A 16181-nucleotide genomic window follows, 5' to 3' on the forward strand; every position below is an offset into this window, starting at 1 on the left:
GCGCCTCCGACAATATCACCCGACATGATTTGCCCGAACCCGGATGCCGTTTGTCCTAAGCCGCCAAGCGCATCAATGGCACTTGTTATCTTGCTATCGTCAAATCCGAATATGTCGGCGATACTTGAGCCGAACTCATTCAATGCAGGAGCAAAAGACGTCACAGTATTTCCTACATCGGTGATGCCTTGACTGATTTTTTTGGAATCGTTGCCACCCTTTTTTATGGCTTCTATCCCTTTCTTCAAGTCAGAGACGAAAGCCTGCCACGGTGATTTTCCTTTAAGTTCATCCTTTAACCCTTTGATTGCGTCTGTAACATCCTTGATGGATATTTCCCCTTTTTCTATCCTTTCAATGTCTTTATCGGTAAAGCCTATTCCTTTCAAATCAGCAATAGAAATGTCTTTATCAGTACCGGACATGTATTTAATAAGGATTTCGTATTTGTCAATGATGGACTGAATAGCGGAAACGGACTTATTGCCGGCATCTTCAAAGAGGTCTGCCATCGCCTTTGTGGAGTGGCCGAACTGTTCATCAAGCTGTTCAAGAGCCTTGTTCTTTTGGGCTACCTTGGAAGAGTACTCCGGGCTGTCGGTTTGCAGTTTGGCTATCTCGTCATTGTACTTCTGAATAAGATTTTTGCGCTTTTCCTGATAGTTTCCGTACTCAATGAAGTATTCCTGCCATGCTTTTTTGTCGGCTTCAAGTTTGGCTTTACTTGTTGAATCAATATCGCTTTCTCTTTTTTTAGCGGCATTAGAAGCCCATGTGCCAAGTTTCTCCTCTTGTTTATCTGTCAGTTTTCCACCTTGCTCCGTTTCCCAATCCTTGCGCTGTTTTTTAATAGCATCCAGTTCTTTTTGATAGTCCAAGTCAATCTGAGCCAGCTTCTTTTCAGTGCCATCCTCCATGAGGTTGATTTCATCCTGCTGGTTTTTCCGACGAATGGAAAAGAGTTGTTCGGTAAGCAGTTCTTGCTGTTTGAGTTGCTTGGCGGCTGCTTTCTTGGCTTGATTTTCCTGCTTAGTCAACGAGCTTCCAGTGATGCCACCTAAATCTTTATAGGCTTTCTCTTTTGATAGCATATCTTCACGGGCCTTTTTTACCTGTTCCGATGTTGCTTGTTGGTCTTTTAAAAGAACTTCATAACCTTTCTTTGCCTTTTCCCAATCGGATTTGGCTTTCGCAAGGTCTTGCTGGTAGGTTGAGGTTTTACGTGACTTTAACTCCGATTCAAGTATATCTATTCTACTTTGCAATTCAGATTCAGTAGTCGCACCTTTCAAAGAACCAATGCCTACATTCAAAGAATACCACTTATTATTCTTTCTTGCTTGTTGAAGGCGCTTCATTTCATTCAGTTCTGACTTTATCTGAATATCAGTATTTTTCTTTAAATCAAGTTGCCATTGAGCGAGTTCATCTGAGCGGACTTCTTTTTGATAACTTGTGAAAATGTTTTTTTCTTCATCCAACTTTGATTTCAAAGTAGATAAAGTTTCATTCCTATATTTGTCAGCAAGTTCTTTCTCTGATTCATTCAAACTGTTTTTATGAAAATTCGGGTCTTCTCCGAACCTTTTCCATAATCCGATAACCTGTTCGTATTCACCAATTAGTTTTTTAGAGTTGTTGTAATTAATTTTATTCTCTTCTACGTTCCTCTTTCCAGCTTCCTCATTGTATTCTTTCCATAAAGCTATCAAGTCTCTAATATGTCCTTTTTCATCTATGTATTTTTGGAAGAGAGCGGGATATTCATTCTTTATTGCATCCATTGCCTTCACCCTATCCATAGAAGAGGTATATTCATTTTGAAGGGTAGAAATCAATTCTTCAAGCCTTTGTTTATGTTCTTGCTCTTTTTTAATAGACTGTTTCTTTTGCTCGTCAAATCTTTTTTGCGCTTTCTCCACCGCGGTTGTCGAATCGTGGAAAGCCCACATTGCAGCACCAAGCCCAATAACGGCAGTAGCCAACAAAACATAAGGATTAGTAAGCATTGCAGCGTTTAAAGCTAACTGCGCTTTTCGTGCCAATAAACGGGCATTGGTAAGTCCAATCTCCACAAGGGTATGCTTACTTTCAGCAGCAGTAACAAGCATCACTGCGGTCCGGTATGTACCATAAGTAACCACTAATCCAGCCAAGACCTTCCCTACTGTTTCATAATTCTGAATCAACGAAGTTGTCATTTGAATACCGTCCATGATAACACTTTCCGACTTAGTTCCCAATTCGTTAAACACGGAATTCAAAGCATCCTGCATCATAGACAACTGACCATTGATAGTCTTTGAAGCATTCTCAGACATATTATAGAACTTACCACCTGCGGAAGTTGCATCAATGAATGCCTGTTGAACCATTTCAGCGGAAACAGCACCTTTGGACATTTCATCTTTCAAAGTTGCGATAGATTTTCCGGTCTTTTCGGAGATAATCTGTAACGGGTTGAATCCAGCGTTTATCATTTGATTCAAATCCTGCCCCATAAGTTTACCTGCTGCTGACATCTGTGAAAATGCCAAAGTCAGCGAATTAAACTTACCGGATTCTCCCATAGAAATATCACTAATGGCTTTCAAGTATTTGATAGTGTCTTCTGCTTGTATGTTAAATCCAAGCATCATCTTTTCTGCTCCAACCATATCTGACATGGTAAGTGGAGAAATCCTAGCCAGTTCCTTGATTTGCGGAATCAGTCGCCCCACCATATCCTTTCCAACCATAGTCTCAATAGCGGTCTGCATGGATTGAAATTCGCCACGAACACGAATCATTTCAGAACCTAATGCCTTTAATACTCCAGCACCACCAATAACCGCCAATGCTTTTTTCCAAGAAATAGCGATACCATTATTACTTTCTACGATTTCCTTAGCACTATCATTGTAAAGGGCGTATTCATCCCGGAGTTTCTTTACGGAAAGACGCGCTTCGGCTTGTTGTTGGGTAAGTCCAAATAAAGCCGCCTTTTCCTCATCAAGAGCTTTGTGGGCAGCATTGTATTCTTCTAACTTACTATTTGCTGATAACGGATTCCTTTTCAATGCTATACGATAAGCATCCCCAAGTCGTTTTACATCCGCTTCAATATCCTTAACTACCGCTTTTTGAGCAAGAATCTTCTCTGTGAATCCATTCACTACCTGAGAAGCATCGAAGATTTTCCTTTTGAATCCCGTTTCCATCTCTGCTCCAGCTTTAGCTGCATTAGTCACCAACTCATCCAATCTTTGGTTGGATGCAGCAAGTTGGGCATTCAAAGCCTTAAAAGCGGCAGGAGACCGTGTGCCATCCATGCTCATTAACTCTTGTTTTAACTTCGCAATTTCATTACGAAGCCTTACAACTTCTTCCCAGTCACTACCCACCTTAAAATATAATTTCGCCATATCTATTTCTTTTTCCTACGATTAGCCAATTCCTTACCACTGATTCTATTCACCTTTTGACCACTGACACTATGAAGTTTATCCCGTTGCATCATCAACAGATTCCTATAAGGGATAACCTCAAACACTTCTGTATAACTCAAATGCAGCGTGTCAATCAAATGGGCTATCTGCCCGAAGAACGTTGTGTTTCCTACTGTTTCGGTCTTGCTGCCAGCATCGACACGTTCCTCATCGAGCTGACACACTGAAAAGCCGATATATCCATCATAGAGAAACAGACTTCCAAGGCATCTTTGACTTCTTCAAAAGTGCCGTTCTCCAATTCTTTGACCAAACTATCATTCCCGCAGATGAAGCATGAAATACCTTTCAGCATATCTTCAGTAGCTTCAGGAAGCTCTTTAATAGCCTCCATGATATTATCTCCTCTCAGGGCGATATCGGAAAAATGATGAATGGCACGACAGATAATTTTAATTGTAGGAGGTTTAATGGTATAAACGATTCCACCTATCCCTACATTTTTAAAATCCAGCCCTAATAGGGCATCAGAAACCGTTTTTGCTGCTTGATTATTCATAACATTAAATTAAAAAGGCGGTGAGCAACCACCCACCGCCATCTGAAAACAATCCTTTTACTGAAAAATTATCAACCTTCCGGCACTACAACTTCCGATTCGTCAAACCACTTTTCGGAAGCCAATCCATCTACACCTGTGGAAAGGGGAACGGCCGAAACAGCCAATCCGACAGCCTTATCGGTATTAGAGCCACGGGCATTGATAGCCGCTTTCGGAAACACAACATAAACTCCGTCTTTGGTTTTACCAATCACACATTTATGAATAGGCTTATACTTGCCTCTTTCCCAATTCTTTTCTGTGGCTTTACCACCTTGTAAATCAGCCTTTGTAGCATAATCATACTCACCAATGGTGAAGTTGATTTTCACCTCACCCGGTTCAGACGTTTCCCGGTAGTACTCACCAGTCAAAGCGTTTTTGTAACGAGTTACACTTGCCTCTGCTTCTTCGTATTGATACGTGTCACCATGCACATTCTTGACCCGCTTCGTTGCTGCGTTTTTCAAGATGGTGGCTACTTCTGCGCCTGTTAATCCGGCAGCTGGAGTAGTAACCGTTTTAATCGGTTCTGCATAATACAGTTCGTCAATTTCTACTGCTGTAATCATATCATTTTACATTTAATACATTAAACAAAATTCTCACATTCACATAATGACACTTCAAAGCTGTGTCCGCTTCTGTACCGATAGAATCAATAGAGTAACGATATGTCATACCATCATAGGTGCTTACTACATCATCAAACAGCTTGCCAGTCTTTCTTTCAAGTTCGTTAAGCCGGATTGTGTTCGCTTCATTCTCGCTTAAATTGGGTACACATAGATTCACTTCTGCGAAAGATTTCTTCCAATAAGTTCCCGGCTGTTGTTTCTTCGTGTGGATGACAATCCTTTCGGACTTCAATTCACCCGTCAGCGTTTCTCCTGCTGGTACTATGTCTATTCCGAAAATCTTGCAGTCCCGGTAGAGGATGTTTCCTATGTCGGTGGTTACTATCATCGTTCAAATCTATCTTTCAATCTTTTTTCTGTCCTTATCGCTGCACTTCCTGCAACTTCAAATCCTTTGGATTCCACGAATGAAGCATAATCAGCTTCGTTTTTCAGAATTAAGCCATCTTCATTAACCTCATAATCATTCGATTCTCTCAAATGTTTTGTGTGGTCTTGATAGTTTCCGGTAGCTTTTGCATCTTCAACAAATGCCTCTCCCTCTTCTTTCATGCCAGCAACGACTTCGCTTGTTCCGTCCTCAAAGAACTGGTCAACATCCGAAAAGTCTGCATCTATTCCAACCATATTACTCTATAGGAAAAATAGTTTGTTTCCAAAGGGCTTTTAGCAACTCCTTCACCTCTTATGCTTCCATCGGCATTCAAACAACGAACCTCTGCACCTGCTTCAACCTTTGACGGCTTGTCAAAGACTACCTTGTACTTGAAATCATACAAAGCACCATTGATAGATACTTTCTTTTCCGCACTCACATCATCACAACGGCATCTGCATATATCCTGCCAGCTCTCACCACCTGTGCTGGGAATAGGTCTGCCGAACTCATCCTTATCCATCGGGGTGATAACCTTAACCTGCAATATGTGGGGAGCGAATATCATAAGAAAGTCACTTTAGGTTTGTTACTCAGTTCGTCTTTCAAACCGTACTGTTTGCACAGCCATGAGTACAATTTCATTAGGCTATCAACATAATTAGACCAAGACACAGAAAATCCGCTTTCGCTGACCGAAGATGGATTTTGTATCATCCACGGAATTTGCTTTGCACAAGCGACCTCTAATCTTGCCCGATTTTCCTCGGCAAAAGGTTCTTCACCATCCAATCCCGTTCTTGAAAGTATATTTTCAACTACAAGATTAGACGGGGTGTTCTTATCAAATACGCTTAGTACAAACTCCTTGTTACTCATGGCTGCTATCATTCAATATGGTGTAATCAGTTTACTATATGCGGTATAGCTATAATGCGTACAATGTTTAGATTTATAGATGTATCTGAACGGACATTTGGGAACATTAATTCGTATCCCTTGAATAGCCGCTTCCTCTTTCATCGAACACATCATAGCCGGGTTATTTGCAACCAAGAAGACGGGGGGTGTCATGGTCAGTACAACACAATCAGCCGGAACCGTTTCCAAAGTGATAAACTGAATATCCGGCAGACCAACATCAACCGATGGATTCACGTATTCACACTTAGGAGATTCCACACTTGATGCCTGCACGCTCAACGAAACCAAAGACATCATTAAAAAGCCACACATGGCAAAAATAAAATTCTTCATTTCTTTTCTGATTTATAAAATTAGACAATGGAAGGGTAGAAGCACTACCCTATCCTTTTACTCGATACCTAATGCTTCTTTCAGTTTGGCTGTTGATTCTTCATCCAGTTCTGCAACCTTAGCCAAAAGAGTTTCCTCTTTCATATTGCCGGAAGCCTGCGCACCGATAGACTTCAAAGCGTCAACCAAAGCCTTCTTCTCAAACTCCTTTTCAAAGAGGGAGATTTTCACCTCCTTCTTTTCTTCAGGGGGTTTCACTTCGGTATTTTTTGCCTCAATCCGTTCAGCAAGTCTGCGGCTTTCCATATCCAGCACACGGGCTTCCTCACCGACTTCAATCACTTCACCGGGAGTATAATACTTTCCGGTGAACTTGTCGCGGAAAACTGATATAACCTTTACTTTCATATCCTACCCCCCCCTTATGCTGATTGGATGGATGCAATTTCGCTCAAATCGAAATTGGTTATCAAATCTGGATTGGAAATCTGCGGAATCCACTCTGCCGTATATTCCATGTAGCGACCGTTTTTGTCACGGTAGTTAGAGATAAGCATCTGCCCCTCTGACGGGATATAAGTACGTCCTTGTACTGGGTCTGTCGCTTCATACGGGGTATGATGGCGCATATAACCAATGTTGTCAGAAGGTAACAGAGTAATACGGTTATCCGCGTAAATCTGCACATTCTTTCCCGTCTGGTCTTTCACGTAGTCCTCCTTGATTTCAATACGCGGCAAACCGATGCCGGTGAACACTTCGGAAGCCAAAGAAGAGGAAACCAGTCCCGTACTCAACTTCATCTCATTAGTACCAAGAATCATCTTGTACTGTTCACCAAATTCGGATGAACCAAGCACGAACTTGTTGAAAGATGCACGAGTCATAACCATCTTGGCATAAACGCCATAGTCCGGTGCCAAGGAATGGAGTTTCTCTCTCAAATAAGAGATGAACATATTCTTTCCGTCCACAACCACATCTCCACTTGTCGGCTTGATAAAGTTGAACGGAAGGGTAATCTCCAGCAGTTTATTATTGGTCTGACCGGAAGTGATTGCGGCATCCTTGTTGTAAACTGTAGCTTCACCAGTCATAAGCAATGCACCAAGAATAATATCCATACGCTTGTGAGCAGCAAGGGTAATCTGACGGTAATCATCCGCTAGGAAATTTACAATCTCTTCCATTGCAGCCTTTTGGTCTGCCGGTTTAGCTGCATTGAACTTGTCAATCAAATCCTGCAATTCGGAAAGACGGTCAATAGACATCTGATAAGCATCACCCAAATAGGCAATCTCACCATATCCGGAACCGATGTTCCGACGTTCACGGATGGGTTTCTCTCCAAAACGCGAATTAATGGAACCTGCCATTACTCCGGTTACAGAACCGATATAATCCTTGAACACACGAGTAGTTACTCTGCGGAAAGTAAGATACTGTTGCCAATAGATTGTGTCCTTGCGTGTCTGGTTCACACGTCTGATGATAGCGGAAACAATGTTCGCGTCATCGAATAATGTTTGAATCGTTAAAAACATATCCTACCTCCTTACTCGTTAAATTCAAACCATCCCTTCATGTTGGCTTTATCGTTCTCGGAGAACGGCATAACCAATTTTGAGGGTTCAATTTCTGCGGCTGTACGAAGCAATGAAACCAATGTGATTCCGTCCTCAACCTTTGTACGGTTAAACAGAGCCGAATTAGCCACGGGCTTCTGCTTCAAGCCATCAACCGCAACCGCCTCAAAGAGTACCGTATCTCTGGCTATGTCCTCACCAAAAGCAGCCTTGATAGTCAATACATCATACACTTTGTTGGTCTTGTCAATAGCCGTTACTTCCGCACCTTTCGTACCACTTCCGATGAACATACCCGCGTATGCCAAAGAGTTCTTGGCTACCTTAATGGACAATGCAGTATCACCGGTTGCGTATGCTTCCACTACTTCCACATTGATTACCGCATAAGCGAACTTGTTTTTCAAGTCCGCACAAATCGGTGTAAATCCGGGAAGAAAACTTCCCACTACCAGGTTCTGCGTGTCGAGTTTGAACGGACCACGTCTACGAATACCGGTCTGGACATCGTAGCGTTCCTCTTGCTCAACGGGCGGAACCAAGTCATACTTAAATCCTGCTGACATAATTAATTCTTGTTTTGTTCAACAATAGTTTTCGTTCCCTCATCAATCATCTTAGCGATAGATTCAGATTCTTTCTCAATCTTCGCTTCCGCTGATTCGGGAGGGGTCACGCCTTTGAAGCCGTCATTTGCGAACTCCTGTTTCAAGTCCTTGAAATAAGTATCCAAGTCCTCATCGTCTTTGATGGCGCATCGCTTGGCGTAGTTTTCGGGAATACCATACTCCTTAGCCTTTGCCAAAATCTGCTGGCTACGTGTTGCCTGAGCCTTCTCCGTTTCAAACTGTGTTAGCTTGTCAGAAAGGCTCTTGTTGGAATCAATTAAGGCTTGCGCCCATGCAGGCACATCGTCTTTATTCTCTTCCGTTTTGATGGTTGTGGTAGTATTGGTAGTCTCGATTGGCTTTCCGTCTTTCAGTCCATGCCTTTTCTCATAGTTCGCAATTGACGAAGTTTGCGCTTGTCCTGCACGGAAATCACCATAGGAATTAAGCACGTCCGAAAAGCTGATACCCTCAACAATGGAGTTTACCTTTGTCTCGTCCGTTACACCCTCTGCCTTTTTAGTGGCAATTCGGGTTAAGATAGCAGTGTCCACCCCAGAGAATTTCTGTTGTAGTCCTGCTAAGATTTGTTCTAAGATTGTCATACCGTATGAATTTGATTTATAAATTTCTACGGTAAATTTCGCTATTTATAAAGAGGGTGAGAAATAATCAGATAGGTGATACACGACAATAAAACGATTGTCGTAAAATGGTATAAAAAAAGGCGTGAAACCGAATGAATCACGCCTAAAATATATCACGACAAAAACTTATACTTATACTCCCAACACTATATTTGCATCAATATTTAGCTTCCGGCTTATCTCACGAGCAACTTTCAAGGTTGGTTCACATTTACCAGATATATAATCACTTAATCGTGATGGGCTGACACCAACTAACTTTGCAAGTGATTTTTGATTAAGCCCCATTTCGTACATACGAAGTTTAAGAACATCCACAAGTGTTGGTTCTCCCAATGCAAAATGTTCTTCGGAATAATCAGCAACCAAATTAGAAAGAAGCTCCAATTCTATGCTATTTGGGTCATTCAAAGGAGTATCATCTTTCACTAATGGAAGAAGTTCCTCTACTCTTTTCACCGCCCATTCATATTGGGCTTGATTTTCTATCTTTGTCATAATCCTAAATATTAGCGCAATCTATTCTATCATATTCTTTATGAGTACCAATAAAGCGAATATACACAAACTGAATAGTGAATTTAATCACTACTACCAAACGATAGTTGTTGCCTTTGATGTTGAAAACATAGTGTTGATTACCTACATTATCAACGCTATTAAACGTTTTCTTAATATCGGCAAAACAGGTCCACTTACTTCTTTTCACAATGGTAGTCCATTCTTGCAAAGCGACCTTTGAATCGGGATGGTTCTCTGCATATTCTTTTAATGCTTGTTCGGTAAATATTCTCATTGGTTACTCAATTATCGTGTGACAAAAATACATATATAATTCTATGATTCAAAATTATATTCTAATATTTACAATTTAAAGAGCAAAAAAATAGCGGCAACTCCAAAGAGTCACCACTAACTATCCTATTTTCCCTATCAAAAAATTATAAATCCCGTAATTTTTCTGACTAAGAAGCGTTTTTCTGTTCCTTATTTCCGATTTGCTCATTCTTTGCCCCTTGTTCCTCCTTGATTTCTGTAAGCTCCTCTTCTACCCTATCAGCATTTCCGGCAAACATGATACCTTCACGTGTTGACCAAATTCCACCACTGACAGCGGAAACGGCAGTAGTCACCTTATCATTCAAATCATCAATCATATATGGAACCAGTTCTGTTTCTATGTCAATGGTCTGCGATGCCTTGCTAAACTCGGTTGGATTGATAGAGCCTAAAGCGGAAACAATGAAATTTACTCTCCGCTGCAAGAACTCACCGATAACCTCACCGTGATTTTCTACCGCCATATGTGCACCCATGAACATAAAGCGGAAAGCGGTTCCTGATGCTTTGCCTACCCCCTTCAACGTCTCAAAGGATATTCTTGGAGTGTTTGACATATCATAAGCCATATTAGTGAGTGTTTCTGCTTCAAATTTTACGGTATCTGGCACCTGATTCCATGTTAAATATCGTGCACCAGCTCCCTCTCCTTCCAGTTTTACCATTCTATCCTTTGTCTTACCAGTGAACCCTATCACTTCACCAATTAATTCCAAAATGGGGAAAAAATGATAGTCGATACAATCAGCATAATTGGATAATAGTTTCTCCAACCGGACCCGGAAGGTCTTTATCTTCTTGCAGTAAGGTTCAGGACGATAAGCATAGAGAACCGGTAGTTTTGGGAATCCATGAGCAAAAGGCGTTCTTTCTTCATACCCTTTAGACAAATCCCATTGATAAACCATTTTGTCCGTGATAGTCATAAAGCAGGTGACCTCCGAATCATCCATGAGCTTCTTTTTATACTCACGTGAGAAAGCAATCATTTTACCTTCGTCGTTAAAGAACGGGTATAGCTTATCACCTCTGAATGGAGACCATAACACGCTTTTCAGTTTCTTGGTGGGCTTGACCTTGCCACCGAACGTAGTCTTAACTTTCTTCCAAAACTTTGCCCAAAACGAATCATCATCGGTAACATACCAATATTCTGCCGCTTCTTGTTCGGAGAGCCAGGCACGGACAACCTTCTTGTTCTGATATTTGATTTTGTTGGATTTAAATACAGCCTTTACCGCATCCAGCAGCTTCTTTTCATCATCATCAGTCGGAGTGCAATCCATAGACGGTTCTGTGCCGACCGTGAAAGCAGTTTGAATGTTCACTATATCTTGTTCCAATGGAATAGAAATACGGTTCACCGGTTCAGTCTTATACTTTGCTTCGATTTCATAAGTCTTACCAGTTTTTTCATCGAAAACTTTTTCGGATTCCTTATCAAGTACTTTTCTGTCCGGATACTTCTTTTTGTCAACCATGATTTCATGTCGTTCCGGATTCCAATCATCCCAAAGTTTGCAACGGTCGGGAAGTTCAGTCTTCCTACCTTTCTTCAGGTAGTTTATCTTCTGCCCGATATCGGGCAATGCTAATATTTCTTCTAAATTCAATGGCATAGTTTATATTTTTAATGTGTGAATATTCCTGTTAAATCTTTCGGCTTCAAAATGCGTCCAAGCAAACAACCCAATACATAATATCTAATGGCATCCATCAAATGATTATATTCATCTACTGGCTCATTGATGTAGTTTCCATCCTTATCTTTATCCCAAACATATTTCCGAAGTTCAGTAATAATATTGTAAGAGCGTTCTGTTACAAAGAACTCCATGTCTTTAATCTTATCAATACCCGCTTTGATGGAGCCGGGAAACTTATCTACCGGATAGATATTCACGCCTCTGTTCTTTATCTCTTGAATCAATCGAGGGTCTTGCGAATCGGCAAAAACTTTCATAGAAAAAGGCTTTAACCTATTGGCAATAGCCGACGAAAGCATATCCGTTTCATAGAAAAGTTCATCAACATACAAACGGTTATCAATAATGCCACATCTTACAGCAGCGGAAGGATCATTAGTAAAGCCGAAGTCCTGCCCTATTCCTACCTTTTTGCATTCCTGCGGGAACTCTTTCACAATTCCCCACTTCTTGAACACAGCACCTTCTGCAACGTCAGCCCACCGGCCGATAACCACATGACCATACTTTTCAGGATTACTCACCTTTATATCCTCTACCTCTTTTAGAAACTCCGGTGAAAGATTCTCCAAATTATCAAAGTAAGTCGTATGAATGTGGAGCACATTCGGATGAGTGGAAATCTGAACCTGCACACCATCAATCTCTACCAGCTTGTGAGTTTTCTCAATGTATTTCTTGTAGATGAAGTGATTGGAATCGCAAGGATTCATAATGATGATAATCCGGTTCTGAATCCCTTTCTTACGGATGGAGAGCATTATCTTGTCGAACTCATCTTCGCTTGTCCACTCTTCCGCTTCATCGCAGACGAAAGTCGTAATGCCTTGAATGGATTTCAGTTTTGCTGTCTGGTTCCCGGAAGAAGTCTTGATACCCCGGAACATGATACGGCTCTTAGTCATCTTATTGACTATGTCCGTCTTTGTGGTCTTGAAATATTTCGTGGTACCGTCCAAATCTATCTTCTCCATTATTTCGGGGATGATAGACATACCGGCAGAAACCATCGTGTAACGGGTGTAAAGAATCTGATGAACTATCTTCTCTACGGGAGTCATTTCAAAAGTCAACCGCTCAATAAAGGTAGAAGCATTGAAAGACTTTCCGCTACCACGCCCACCAGTGATAAGAATTATAAATTTTTCATTATCCTCGTATAATGGATGGTAAATTTCTTGGGGTACTATCATTTTAGCTTGTCTTTAATCCAGGAATCAATGTTGATGCCATGCTCTATGTCTGTTGGAATATCAGCATTTGCAATCTTTTGGTTTTCATCAGCAGGAGATTCACCGATAAGTTCTAATAAATACCTTATAGCGTTCAAATCTGCATCACCCACAGCTTTCGCTATGAGTTTTTTTATCATGGCATCCTTTACAATGTATTTCCGACCTTTATCATCTGTAGTTTCAGCATTCAACGCAGCAATGGCAAACTCTCTTGCGGTTTTCACAAGTTCCTTTTTCTGTCTTCTCGATTCAGCCGAAAGTCTTGCGAGTTCCTGCGCTCTCTCTGTGCTAATGCGTTTGCCTTTCTGCGTTAAATTCTGTTCGTTCGCCATTATTCTACCCCAAATTCTATTCTATCCATAAATTCTTTTCCATCAATGTATCGTTCTTCAAATCCATAACCGAACATCTTCATGAAATTAGCCCTTTCTGTTGGGCTATTAAAAGACAGCACGACATAGCTTAACATTCCGTTATCCTTTTCAAAGCTATTTTGGTTGCTAATTCTGTCTTTTATCTTTTGCACTTCATTGTGACGTACAATTTGATTTTCTTTTGAATCCTCATAAAAATTATTGGAACGGTTAATGTCTTTATTCTCTTTACCTTCTTTAGTAGCTTCATCTATGGCTGATAACGAATCGTCCAATATATCTTCCTTTCTCCAAATATCATCGTTAATAGAAAAGTCCAAGTCACCAATTCCAAGCATATTCAAATCGAAGTCATTCAGTCCGGCAAGGCTATAATCAATTCCATCAAGCATATCTTTTAACATATCTGAATCAAAATCGCCTTGTACGCTTCTGTTATTCATAAAGATATTCTGCTCTTTTTCAGTTTTTTCGTCCATGTGAACTACTTCAACACGAATCAAATAATCATTAGTTCTCGTGTCCGGATTGTATTTATTTACTTCATCTATCACTGAAATACGTTGATGACCAGAAACAAGGTTGCCAGTAACCTCATTCCATACAATACCACCAAGCAACCCTACACGCTTTAGGTTTGCTTTCAGGTTCTTTCTTGCTTCTTGTGTTATTTTGCGAGGATTGTAGTTAGCGAAGTTTATATCACTCCGCTGTATTTCTCTACTTTCCGGTTGAGTTATTTTGTTCTCTTTCATAATCGAATATTAATTTTTCGGAATATGGGAACTCTTTCAAAATGCGTTTATAATCATTGGGATATTTACTACGCATTAATAGCATCGTATTTAAATCAATAGTAAATCCTTGACTTATAGCGTTTGCATCATAGATAAAAGGTTGTATCAATCCACTTTGCCTAATATATTGAAGCACTTCTTTGTTTGTCCACAATGCAAGAGGATAAACCATGCCTTTATCTGTTACATAGCCGGTTTTAGCAAACTTCTTTAAACGCATCCGTTTCATATAGCCATCTACGCCTTTCATTCCGCTGAATCCGTACATGACGCCTGTCTCTTCTCTTACAAATTGTTCTATTTCACCAATCTTTCTCGGCTTTATAGAACTATCTGGTTCACGAAAAAAGCCCCAGAAATCGTAATAGTCACGCTGAAAATGTCTAATTTTGCGTACTTCTACATTTTTGTAATGATTTTCTGCCCATTTGATATAAGGCTGCACATGGTCTAAATTTGGTATGAGGTACATATAATAGCATATAACCTTATCAAATACACCTGCAAGCATATCCAATAAAGCTATACCGTCTTTACCACCGGCTGAATAAAACAACACAGCAGTGTCCGTTTTATCACGAACACTGCGTATTATCTGCATTGTAAGGGCATACTTGTTCATAGGCTAACCATTTGAACCATTTGCTCCACGAACCCCAAAGGCAACACGTAAGTCATACCGTCTTTGGTCTCTATTTCCTAACTGCGTTGTACCAGCTTCACCGCCACGTCTGGCAACCAATCTACCACCAGCCCCTGCACCGTTCATATTACGGCGCGGTCCCATTGTTCTGTTAATTCTTCTCCTTGTACTACCGACTCAGCTAATAAATTTTAAAATTAAACAATCAAACATTATCTGTACTAAGTATCTTACCCAAATGATACCATACTTGGCAAACAAGATATTCTTTGCCGTTTTCTTCAAATACTTGGTCGTTACCATCTTCATCTGTAAAAATGATAAATTCAGCACTCTTAACCTCCACCGTAAGACGTGGCGCATCTTTTCGTCTGCCATTTATAAGAACCAAAGCGTCATACTTTATTGGTACTACATCCACATCCTTATCATCATTTGGTATATCTTCTTGCCGTTTGTATCTTTTGCCATCGTGTTCAAAATATACATATCTTGTAACATTTGAGGGGTAAACATATCTATGTTCTATGTCTTGTTCACCTTTTAAGATAGATTGAAAACTATCTTTTTTAATCTGTAATGTTAATGCATTCATAATCGTGTCATTTTTTTAATTAATACTCAATAGTTGCGGGGGGCTGAATCGAACAACCGACCTTCACCAAGTCAAAGTGAAAAGCTACCACTGCTACACCCCGCGATAGTACCCCAAAGGTACTACCACAACCAAAGATAACGAAATATCTTCAATCGTTATACACAACAATCAGGTTATTGTTGTGAACTAAGCCATTTGTCCCGTCTTTCTCTGCACTGCTCTAAGGTAGGTGCACAACAAGAAAACAACTCACCGCTTTCAGTACGGTAGTCATACTGATACATTCTCATTCTCTTTCTGCCTAACTTCGTTGTGTAGGTAGTGTAATTCTCTTTACCGGGCTGGCATACGCTGCAACCGTTTTCGTTTATTGAGTTCATAATCATTTATATTTAAAGTTTCGCTTTCAATCTTTCTTCACTCGTATAAGCCACTACAAGCCCAGTTTCATCATGCTGTATGGTGATGTACTTTTCACCCCTCTCTATAGTAGAGAAGTCGTACGGCGTACATAGCTTACCCAACACTTTGCCCAGTTGTTTCATCAGTGGGGCTTCAGGGCTGATAACTAAAACTAAATCTGCTTTCATAATCGTGTATATTGTGGTAGCCCGAAGGCTACCGGATTAAACTTAGAATTTCTCTATTTTAAGATTGTCGTTAATGACGAACATACGTCCACACTCTAAAATCACGTGGGTATCTGTAATTCGCTTGATTACTCTTACTACATCATCGTGCGATATGCGTGGCGTACCGTCTGCATGACAGCCATTAGACAAATCACCTGATACTCTATATCTCAAACCTACTGTAACTTCATTTACGTTCATAATCTTATATATTG

At 40.5% G+C, this 16181-nt stretch carries 23 protein-coding genes, 1 tRNA gene and 1 pseudogene; all 25 read right to left on the bottom strand.

The genetic code is table 11. From position 1 onward, the window contains the following. Window positions 1-299: 299 nt before the first annotated feature. Window positions 300-3404, bottom strand: a pseudogene (locus M1B78_RS18835) (tape measure protein); the annotation flags it as partial. 2 nt (window positions 3405-3406) lie between these two features. After that, on the bottom strand, window positions 3407-3652 hold the full coding sequence (locus tag M1B78_RS02445) for a hypothetical protein (RefSeq protein ID WP_257939806.1): 246 nt from the start codon (window positions 3650-3652) through the stop codon (window positions 3407-3409). Then, window positions 3598-3987 carry a hypothetical protein gene (locus tag M1B78_RS02450; RefSeq protein WP_257939807.1) on the bottom strand — a complete coding sequence of 130 codons (390 nt, stop codon included), beginning with the start codon at window positions 3985-3987 and terminating at the stop codon, window positions 3598-3600. Before M1B78_RS02450 ends, M1B78_RS02445 begins: the two co-directional genes overlap by 55 nt. A gap of 71 nt (window positions 3988-4058) precedes the next feature. Further along, on the bottom strand, window positions 4059-4601 hold the full coding sequence (locus M1B78_RS02455; protein ID WP_005837065.1) for a hypothetical protein: 543 nt from the start codon (window positions 4599-4601) through the stop codon (window positions 4059-4061). A 1-nt stretch (window position 4602) separates the two neighbouring features. Then, window positions 4603-4995 (bottom strand): hypothetical protein, encoded by a 393-nt coding sequence (locus tag M1B78_RS02460; RefSeq protein WP_257939808.1) that lies wholly within the window; start codon window positions 4993-4995, stop codon window positions 4603-4605. Continuing rightward, a complete protein-coding gene (locus M1B78_RS02465) occupies window positions 4992-5294 on the bottom strand; it encodes a hypothetical protein (protein WP_005837061.1) in 303 nt (100 codons plus the stop codon). The genes M1B78_RS02460 and M1B78_RS02465 overlap by 4 nt, the downstream gene beginning before the upstream one ends. Further along, window positions 5282-5611: a hypothetical protein gene (locus M1B78_RS02470; RefSeq protein WP_257939809.1), complete on the bottom strand. Its 330-nt coding sequence runs from the start codon at window positions 5609-5611 to the stop codon at window positions 5282-5284. The genes M1B78_RS02465 and M1B78_RS02470 overlap by 13 nt, the downstream gene beginning before the upstream one ends. Further along, window positions 5608-5934, bottom strand: a complete 327-nt coding sequence (locus M1B78_RS02475; RefSeq protein WP_118357980.1) for a DUF6706 family protein — start codon at window positions 5932-5934, stop codon at window positions 5608-5610. Before M1B78_RS02475 ends, M1B78_RS02470 begins: the two co-directional genes overlap by 4 nt. Further along, window positions 5935-6300: a hypothetical protein gene (locus M1B78_RS02480; RefSeq protein ID WP_118357981.1), complete on the bottom strand. Its 366-nt coding sequence runs from the start codon at window positions 6298-6300 to the stop codon at window positions 5935-5937. A gap of 57 nt (window positions 6301-6357) precedes the next feature. Next, window positions 6358-6708: a hypothetical protein gene (locus M1B78_RS02485; RefSeq protein ID WP_118357982.1), complete on the bottom strand. Its 351-nt coding sequence runs from the start codon at window positions 6706-6708 to the stop codon at window positions 6358-6360. Between the two features lie 14 nt (window positions 6709-6722). Beyond that, on the bottom strand, window positions 6723-7844 hold the full coding sequence (locus M1B78_RS02490; RefSeq protein ID WP_176468608.1) for a hypothetical protein: 1122 nt from the start codon (window positions 7842-7844) through the stop codon (window positions 6723-6725). An 11-nt stretch (window positions 7845-7855) separates the two neighbouring features. Further along, window positions 7856-8452: a head fiber protein gene (locus M1B78_RS02495; RefSeq protein ID WP_257939810.1), complete on the bottom strand. Its 597-nt coding sequence runs from the start codon at window positions 8450-8452 to the stop codon at window positions 7856-7858. Window positions 8453-8454: 2 nt separating this feature from the next. After that, entirely contained in the window at window positions 8455-9099 is a 645-nt protein-coding gene (locus M1B78_RS02500) for a hypothetical protein (RefSeq protein ID WP_257939811.1), read from the bottom strand. Window positions 9100-9273: 174 nt separating this feature from the next. Beyond that, window positions 9274-9639, bottom strand: a complete 366-nt coding sequence (locus M1B78_RS02505; protein ID WP_005847002.1) for a helix-turn-helix domain-containing protein — start codon at window positions 9637-9639, stop codon at window positions 9274-9276. 4 nt (window positions 9640-9643) lie between these two features. After that, window positions 9644-9937 carry a type II toxin-antitoxin system HigB family toxin gene (locus tag M1B78_RS02510; RefSeq protein ID WP_005847000.1) on the bottom strand — a complete coding sequence of 98 codons (294 nt, stop codon included), beginning with the start codon at window positions 9935-9937 and terminating at the stop codon, window positions 9644-9646. Window positions 9938-10106: 169 nt separating this feature from the next. Then, window positions 10107-11600 carry a phage portal protein gene (locus tag M1B78_RS02515; RefSeq protein WP_257939814.1) on the bottom strand — a complete coding sequence of 498 codons (1494 nt, stop codon included), beginning with the start codon at window positions 11598-11600 and terminating at the stop codon, window positions 10107-10109. An 11-nt stretch (window positions 11601-11611) separates the two neighbouring features. Further along, a complete protein-coding gene (locus M1B78_RS02520) occupies window positions 11612-12880 on the bottom strand; it encodes a PBSX family phage terminase large subunit (protein WP_257939815.1) in 1269 nt (422 codons plus the stop codon). Further along, the gene (locus tag M1B78_RS02525; RefSeq protein ID WP_061412752.1) at window positions 12877-13254 is read right to left on the bottom strand and encodes a hypothetical protein; all 378 of its coding nucleotides are present in this window, start codon (window positions 13252-13254) and stop codon (window positions 12877-12879) included. Before M1B78_RS02525 ends, M1B78_RS02520 begins: the two co-directional genes overlap by 4 nt. Beyond that, window positions 13254-14051, bottom strand: coding sequence for a hypothetical protein (locus M1B78_RS02530; RefSeq protein WP_061412749.1), 798 nt, complete (start codon window positions 14049-14051; stop codon window positions 13254-13256). Before M1B78_RS02530 ends, M1B78_RS02525 begins: the two co-directional genes overlap by 1 nt. After that, window positions 14017-14715, bottom strand: coding sequence for a phosphoadenosine phosphosulfate reductase family protein (locus M1B78_RS02535; RefSeq protein ID WP_061412747.1), 699 nt, complete (start codon window positions 14713-14715; stop codon window positions 14017-14019). The genes M1B78_RS02530 and M1B78_RS02535 overlap by 35 nt, the downstream gene beginning before the upstream one ends. A gap of 226 nt (window positions 14716-14941) precedes the next feature. Next, window positions 14942-15331, bottom strand: a complete 390-nt coding sequence (locus M1B78_RS02540) for a hypothetical protein (RefSeq protein WP_061412744.1) — start codon at window positions 15329-15331, stop codon at window positions 14942-14944. Between the two features lie 33 nt (window positions 15332-15364). Beyond that, window positions 15365-15436: transfer RNA gene (locus M1B78_RS02545), tRNA-Val, on the bottom strand. 71 nt (window positions 15437-15507) lie between these two features. Then, window positions 15508-15714, bottom strand: coding sequence for a DUF3873 family protein (locus M1B78_RS02550; protein WP_081106205.1), 207 nt, complete (start codon window positions 15712-15714; stop codon window positions 15508-15510). A gap of 12 nt (window positions 15715-15726) precedes the next feature. Beyond that, a complete protein-coding gene (locus tag M1B78_RS02555) occupies window positions 15727-15924 on the bottom strand; it encodes a hypothetical protein (RefSeq protein WP_061412741.1) in 198 nt (65 codons plus the stop codon). A gap of 42 nt (window positions 15925-15966) precedes the next feature. Next, a complete protein-coding gene (locus M1B78_RS02560; RefSeq protein ID WP_225982714.1) occupies window positions 15967-16140 on the bottom strand; it encodes a hypothetical protein in 174 nt (57 codons plus the stop codon). Between the last annotated feature and the right edge of the window lie 41 nt (window positions 16141-16181).

Origin of the sequence: Bacteroides muris (ex Fokt et al. 2023) (assembly GCF_024704895.1) — a bacterium.
In the GTDB taxonomy this organism is placed as follows: Bacteria; Bacteroidota; Bacteroidia; order Bacteroidales; family Bacteroidaceae; genus Bacteroides; species Bacteroides muris.

Excerpts from the sequence above, each read along its gene's own strand:
- M1B78_RS02465 (WP_005837061.1), bottom strand. The coding sequence starts at position 5,294 with ATGGTTGGAATAGATGCAGACTTTTCGGATGTTGACCAGTTCTTTGAG.
- M1B78_RS02520 (WP_257939815.1), bottom strand. The coding sequence starts at position 12,880 with ATGATAGTACCCCAAGAAATTTACCATCCATTATACGAGGATAATGAA.
- M1B78_RS02510 (WP_005847000.1), bottom strand. The coding sequence starts at position 9,937 with ATGAGAATATTTACCGAACAAGCATTAAAAGAATATGCAGAGAACCAT.
- M1B78_RS02505 (WP_005847002.1), bottom strand. The coding sequence starts at position 9,639 with ATGACAAAGATAGAAAATCAAGCCCAATATGAATGGGCGGTGAAAAGA.
- M1B78_RS02535 (WP_061412747.1), bottom strand. The coding sequence starts at position 14,715 with ATGAACAAGTATGCCCTTACAATGCAGATAATACGCAGTGTTCGTGAT.
- M1B78_RS02455 (WP_005837065.1), bottom strand. The coding sequence starts at position 4,601 with ATGATTACAGCAGTAGAAATTGACGAACTGTATTATGCAGAACCGATT.
- M1B78_RS02460 (WP_257939808.1), bottom strand. The coding sequence starts at position 4,995 with ATGATAGTAACCACCGACATAGGAAACATCCTCTACCGGGACTGCAAG.
- M1B78_RS02475 (WP_118357980.1), bottom strand. The coding sequence starts at position 5,934 with ATGATAGCAGCCATGAGTAACAAGGAGTTTGTACTAAGCGTATTTGAT.
- M1B78_RS02490 (WP_176468608.1), bottom strand. The coding sequence starts at position 7,844 with ATGTTTTTAACGATTCAAACATTATTCGATGACGCGAACATTGTTTCC.
- M1B78_RS02550 (WP_081106205.1), bottom strand. The coding sequence starts at position 15,714 with ATGAACTCAATAAACGAAAACGGTTGCAGCGTATGCCAGCCCGGTAAA.
- M1B78_RS02540 (WP_061412744.1), bottom strand. The coding sequence starts at position 15,331 with ATGAATGCATTAACATTACAGATTAAAAAAGATAGTTTTCAATCTATC.
- M1B78_RS02495 (WP_257939810.1), bottom strand. The coding sequence starts at position 8,452 with ATGTCAGCAGGATTTAAGTATGACTTGGTTCCGCCCGTTGAGCAAGAG.
- M1B78_RS02485 (WP_118357982.1), bottom strand. The coding sequence starts at position 6,708 with ATGAAAGTAAAGGTTATATCAGTTTTCCGCGACAAGTTCACCGGAAAG.
- M1B78_RS02525 (WP_061412752.1), bottom strand. The coding sequence starts at position 13,254 with ATGGCGAACGAACAGAATTTAACGCAGAAAGGCAAACGCATTAGCACA.
- M1B78_RS02555 (WP_061412741.1), bottom strand. The coding sequence starts at position 15,924 with ATGAAAGCAGATTTAGTTTTAGTTATCAGCCCTGAAGCCCCACTGATG.
- M1B78_RS02470 (WP_257939809.1), bottom strand. The coding sequence starts at position 5,611 with ATGATATTCGCTCCCCACATATTGCAGGTTAAGGTTATCACCCCGATG.
- M1B78_RS02500 (WP_257939811.1), bottom strand. The coding sequence starts at position 9,099 with ATGACAATCTTAGAACAAATCTTAGCAGGACTACAACAGAAATTCTCT.
- M1B78_RS02530 (WP_061412749.1), bottom strand. The coding sequence starts at position 14,051 with ATGAAAGAGAACAAAATAACTCAACCGGAAAGTAGAGAAATACAGCGG.
- M1B78_RS02515 (WP_257939814.1), bottom strand. The coding sequence starts at position 11,600 with ATGCCATTGAATTTAGAAGAAATATTAGCATTGCCCGATATCGGGCAG.
- M1B78_RS02450 (WP_257939807.1), bottom strand. The coding sequence starts at position 3,987 with ATGAATAATCAAGCAGCAAAAACGGTTTCTGATGCCCTATTAGGGCTG.
- M1B78_RS02480 (WP_118357981.1), bottom strand. The coding sequence starts at position 6,300 with ATGAAGAATTTTATTTTTGCCATGTGTGGCTTTTTAATGATGTCTTTG.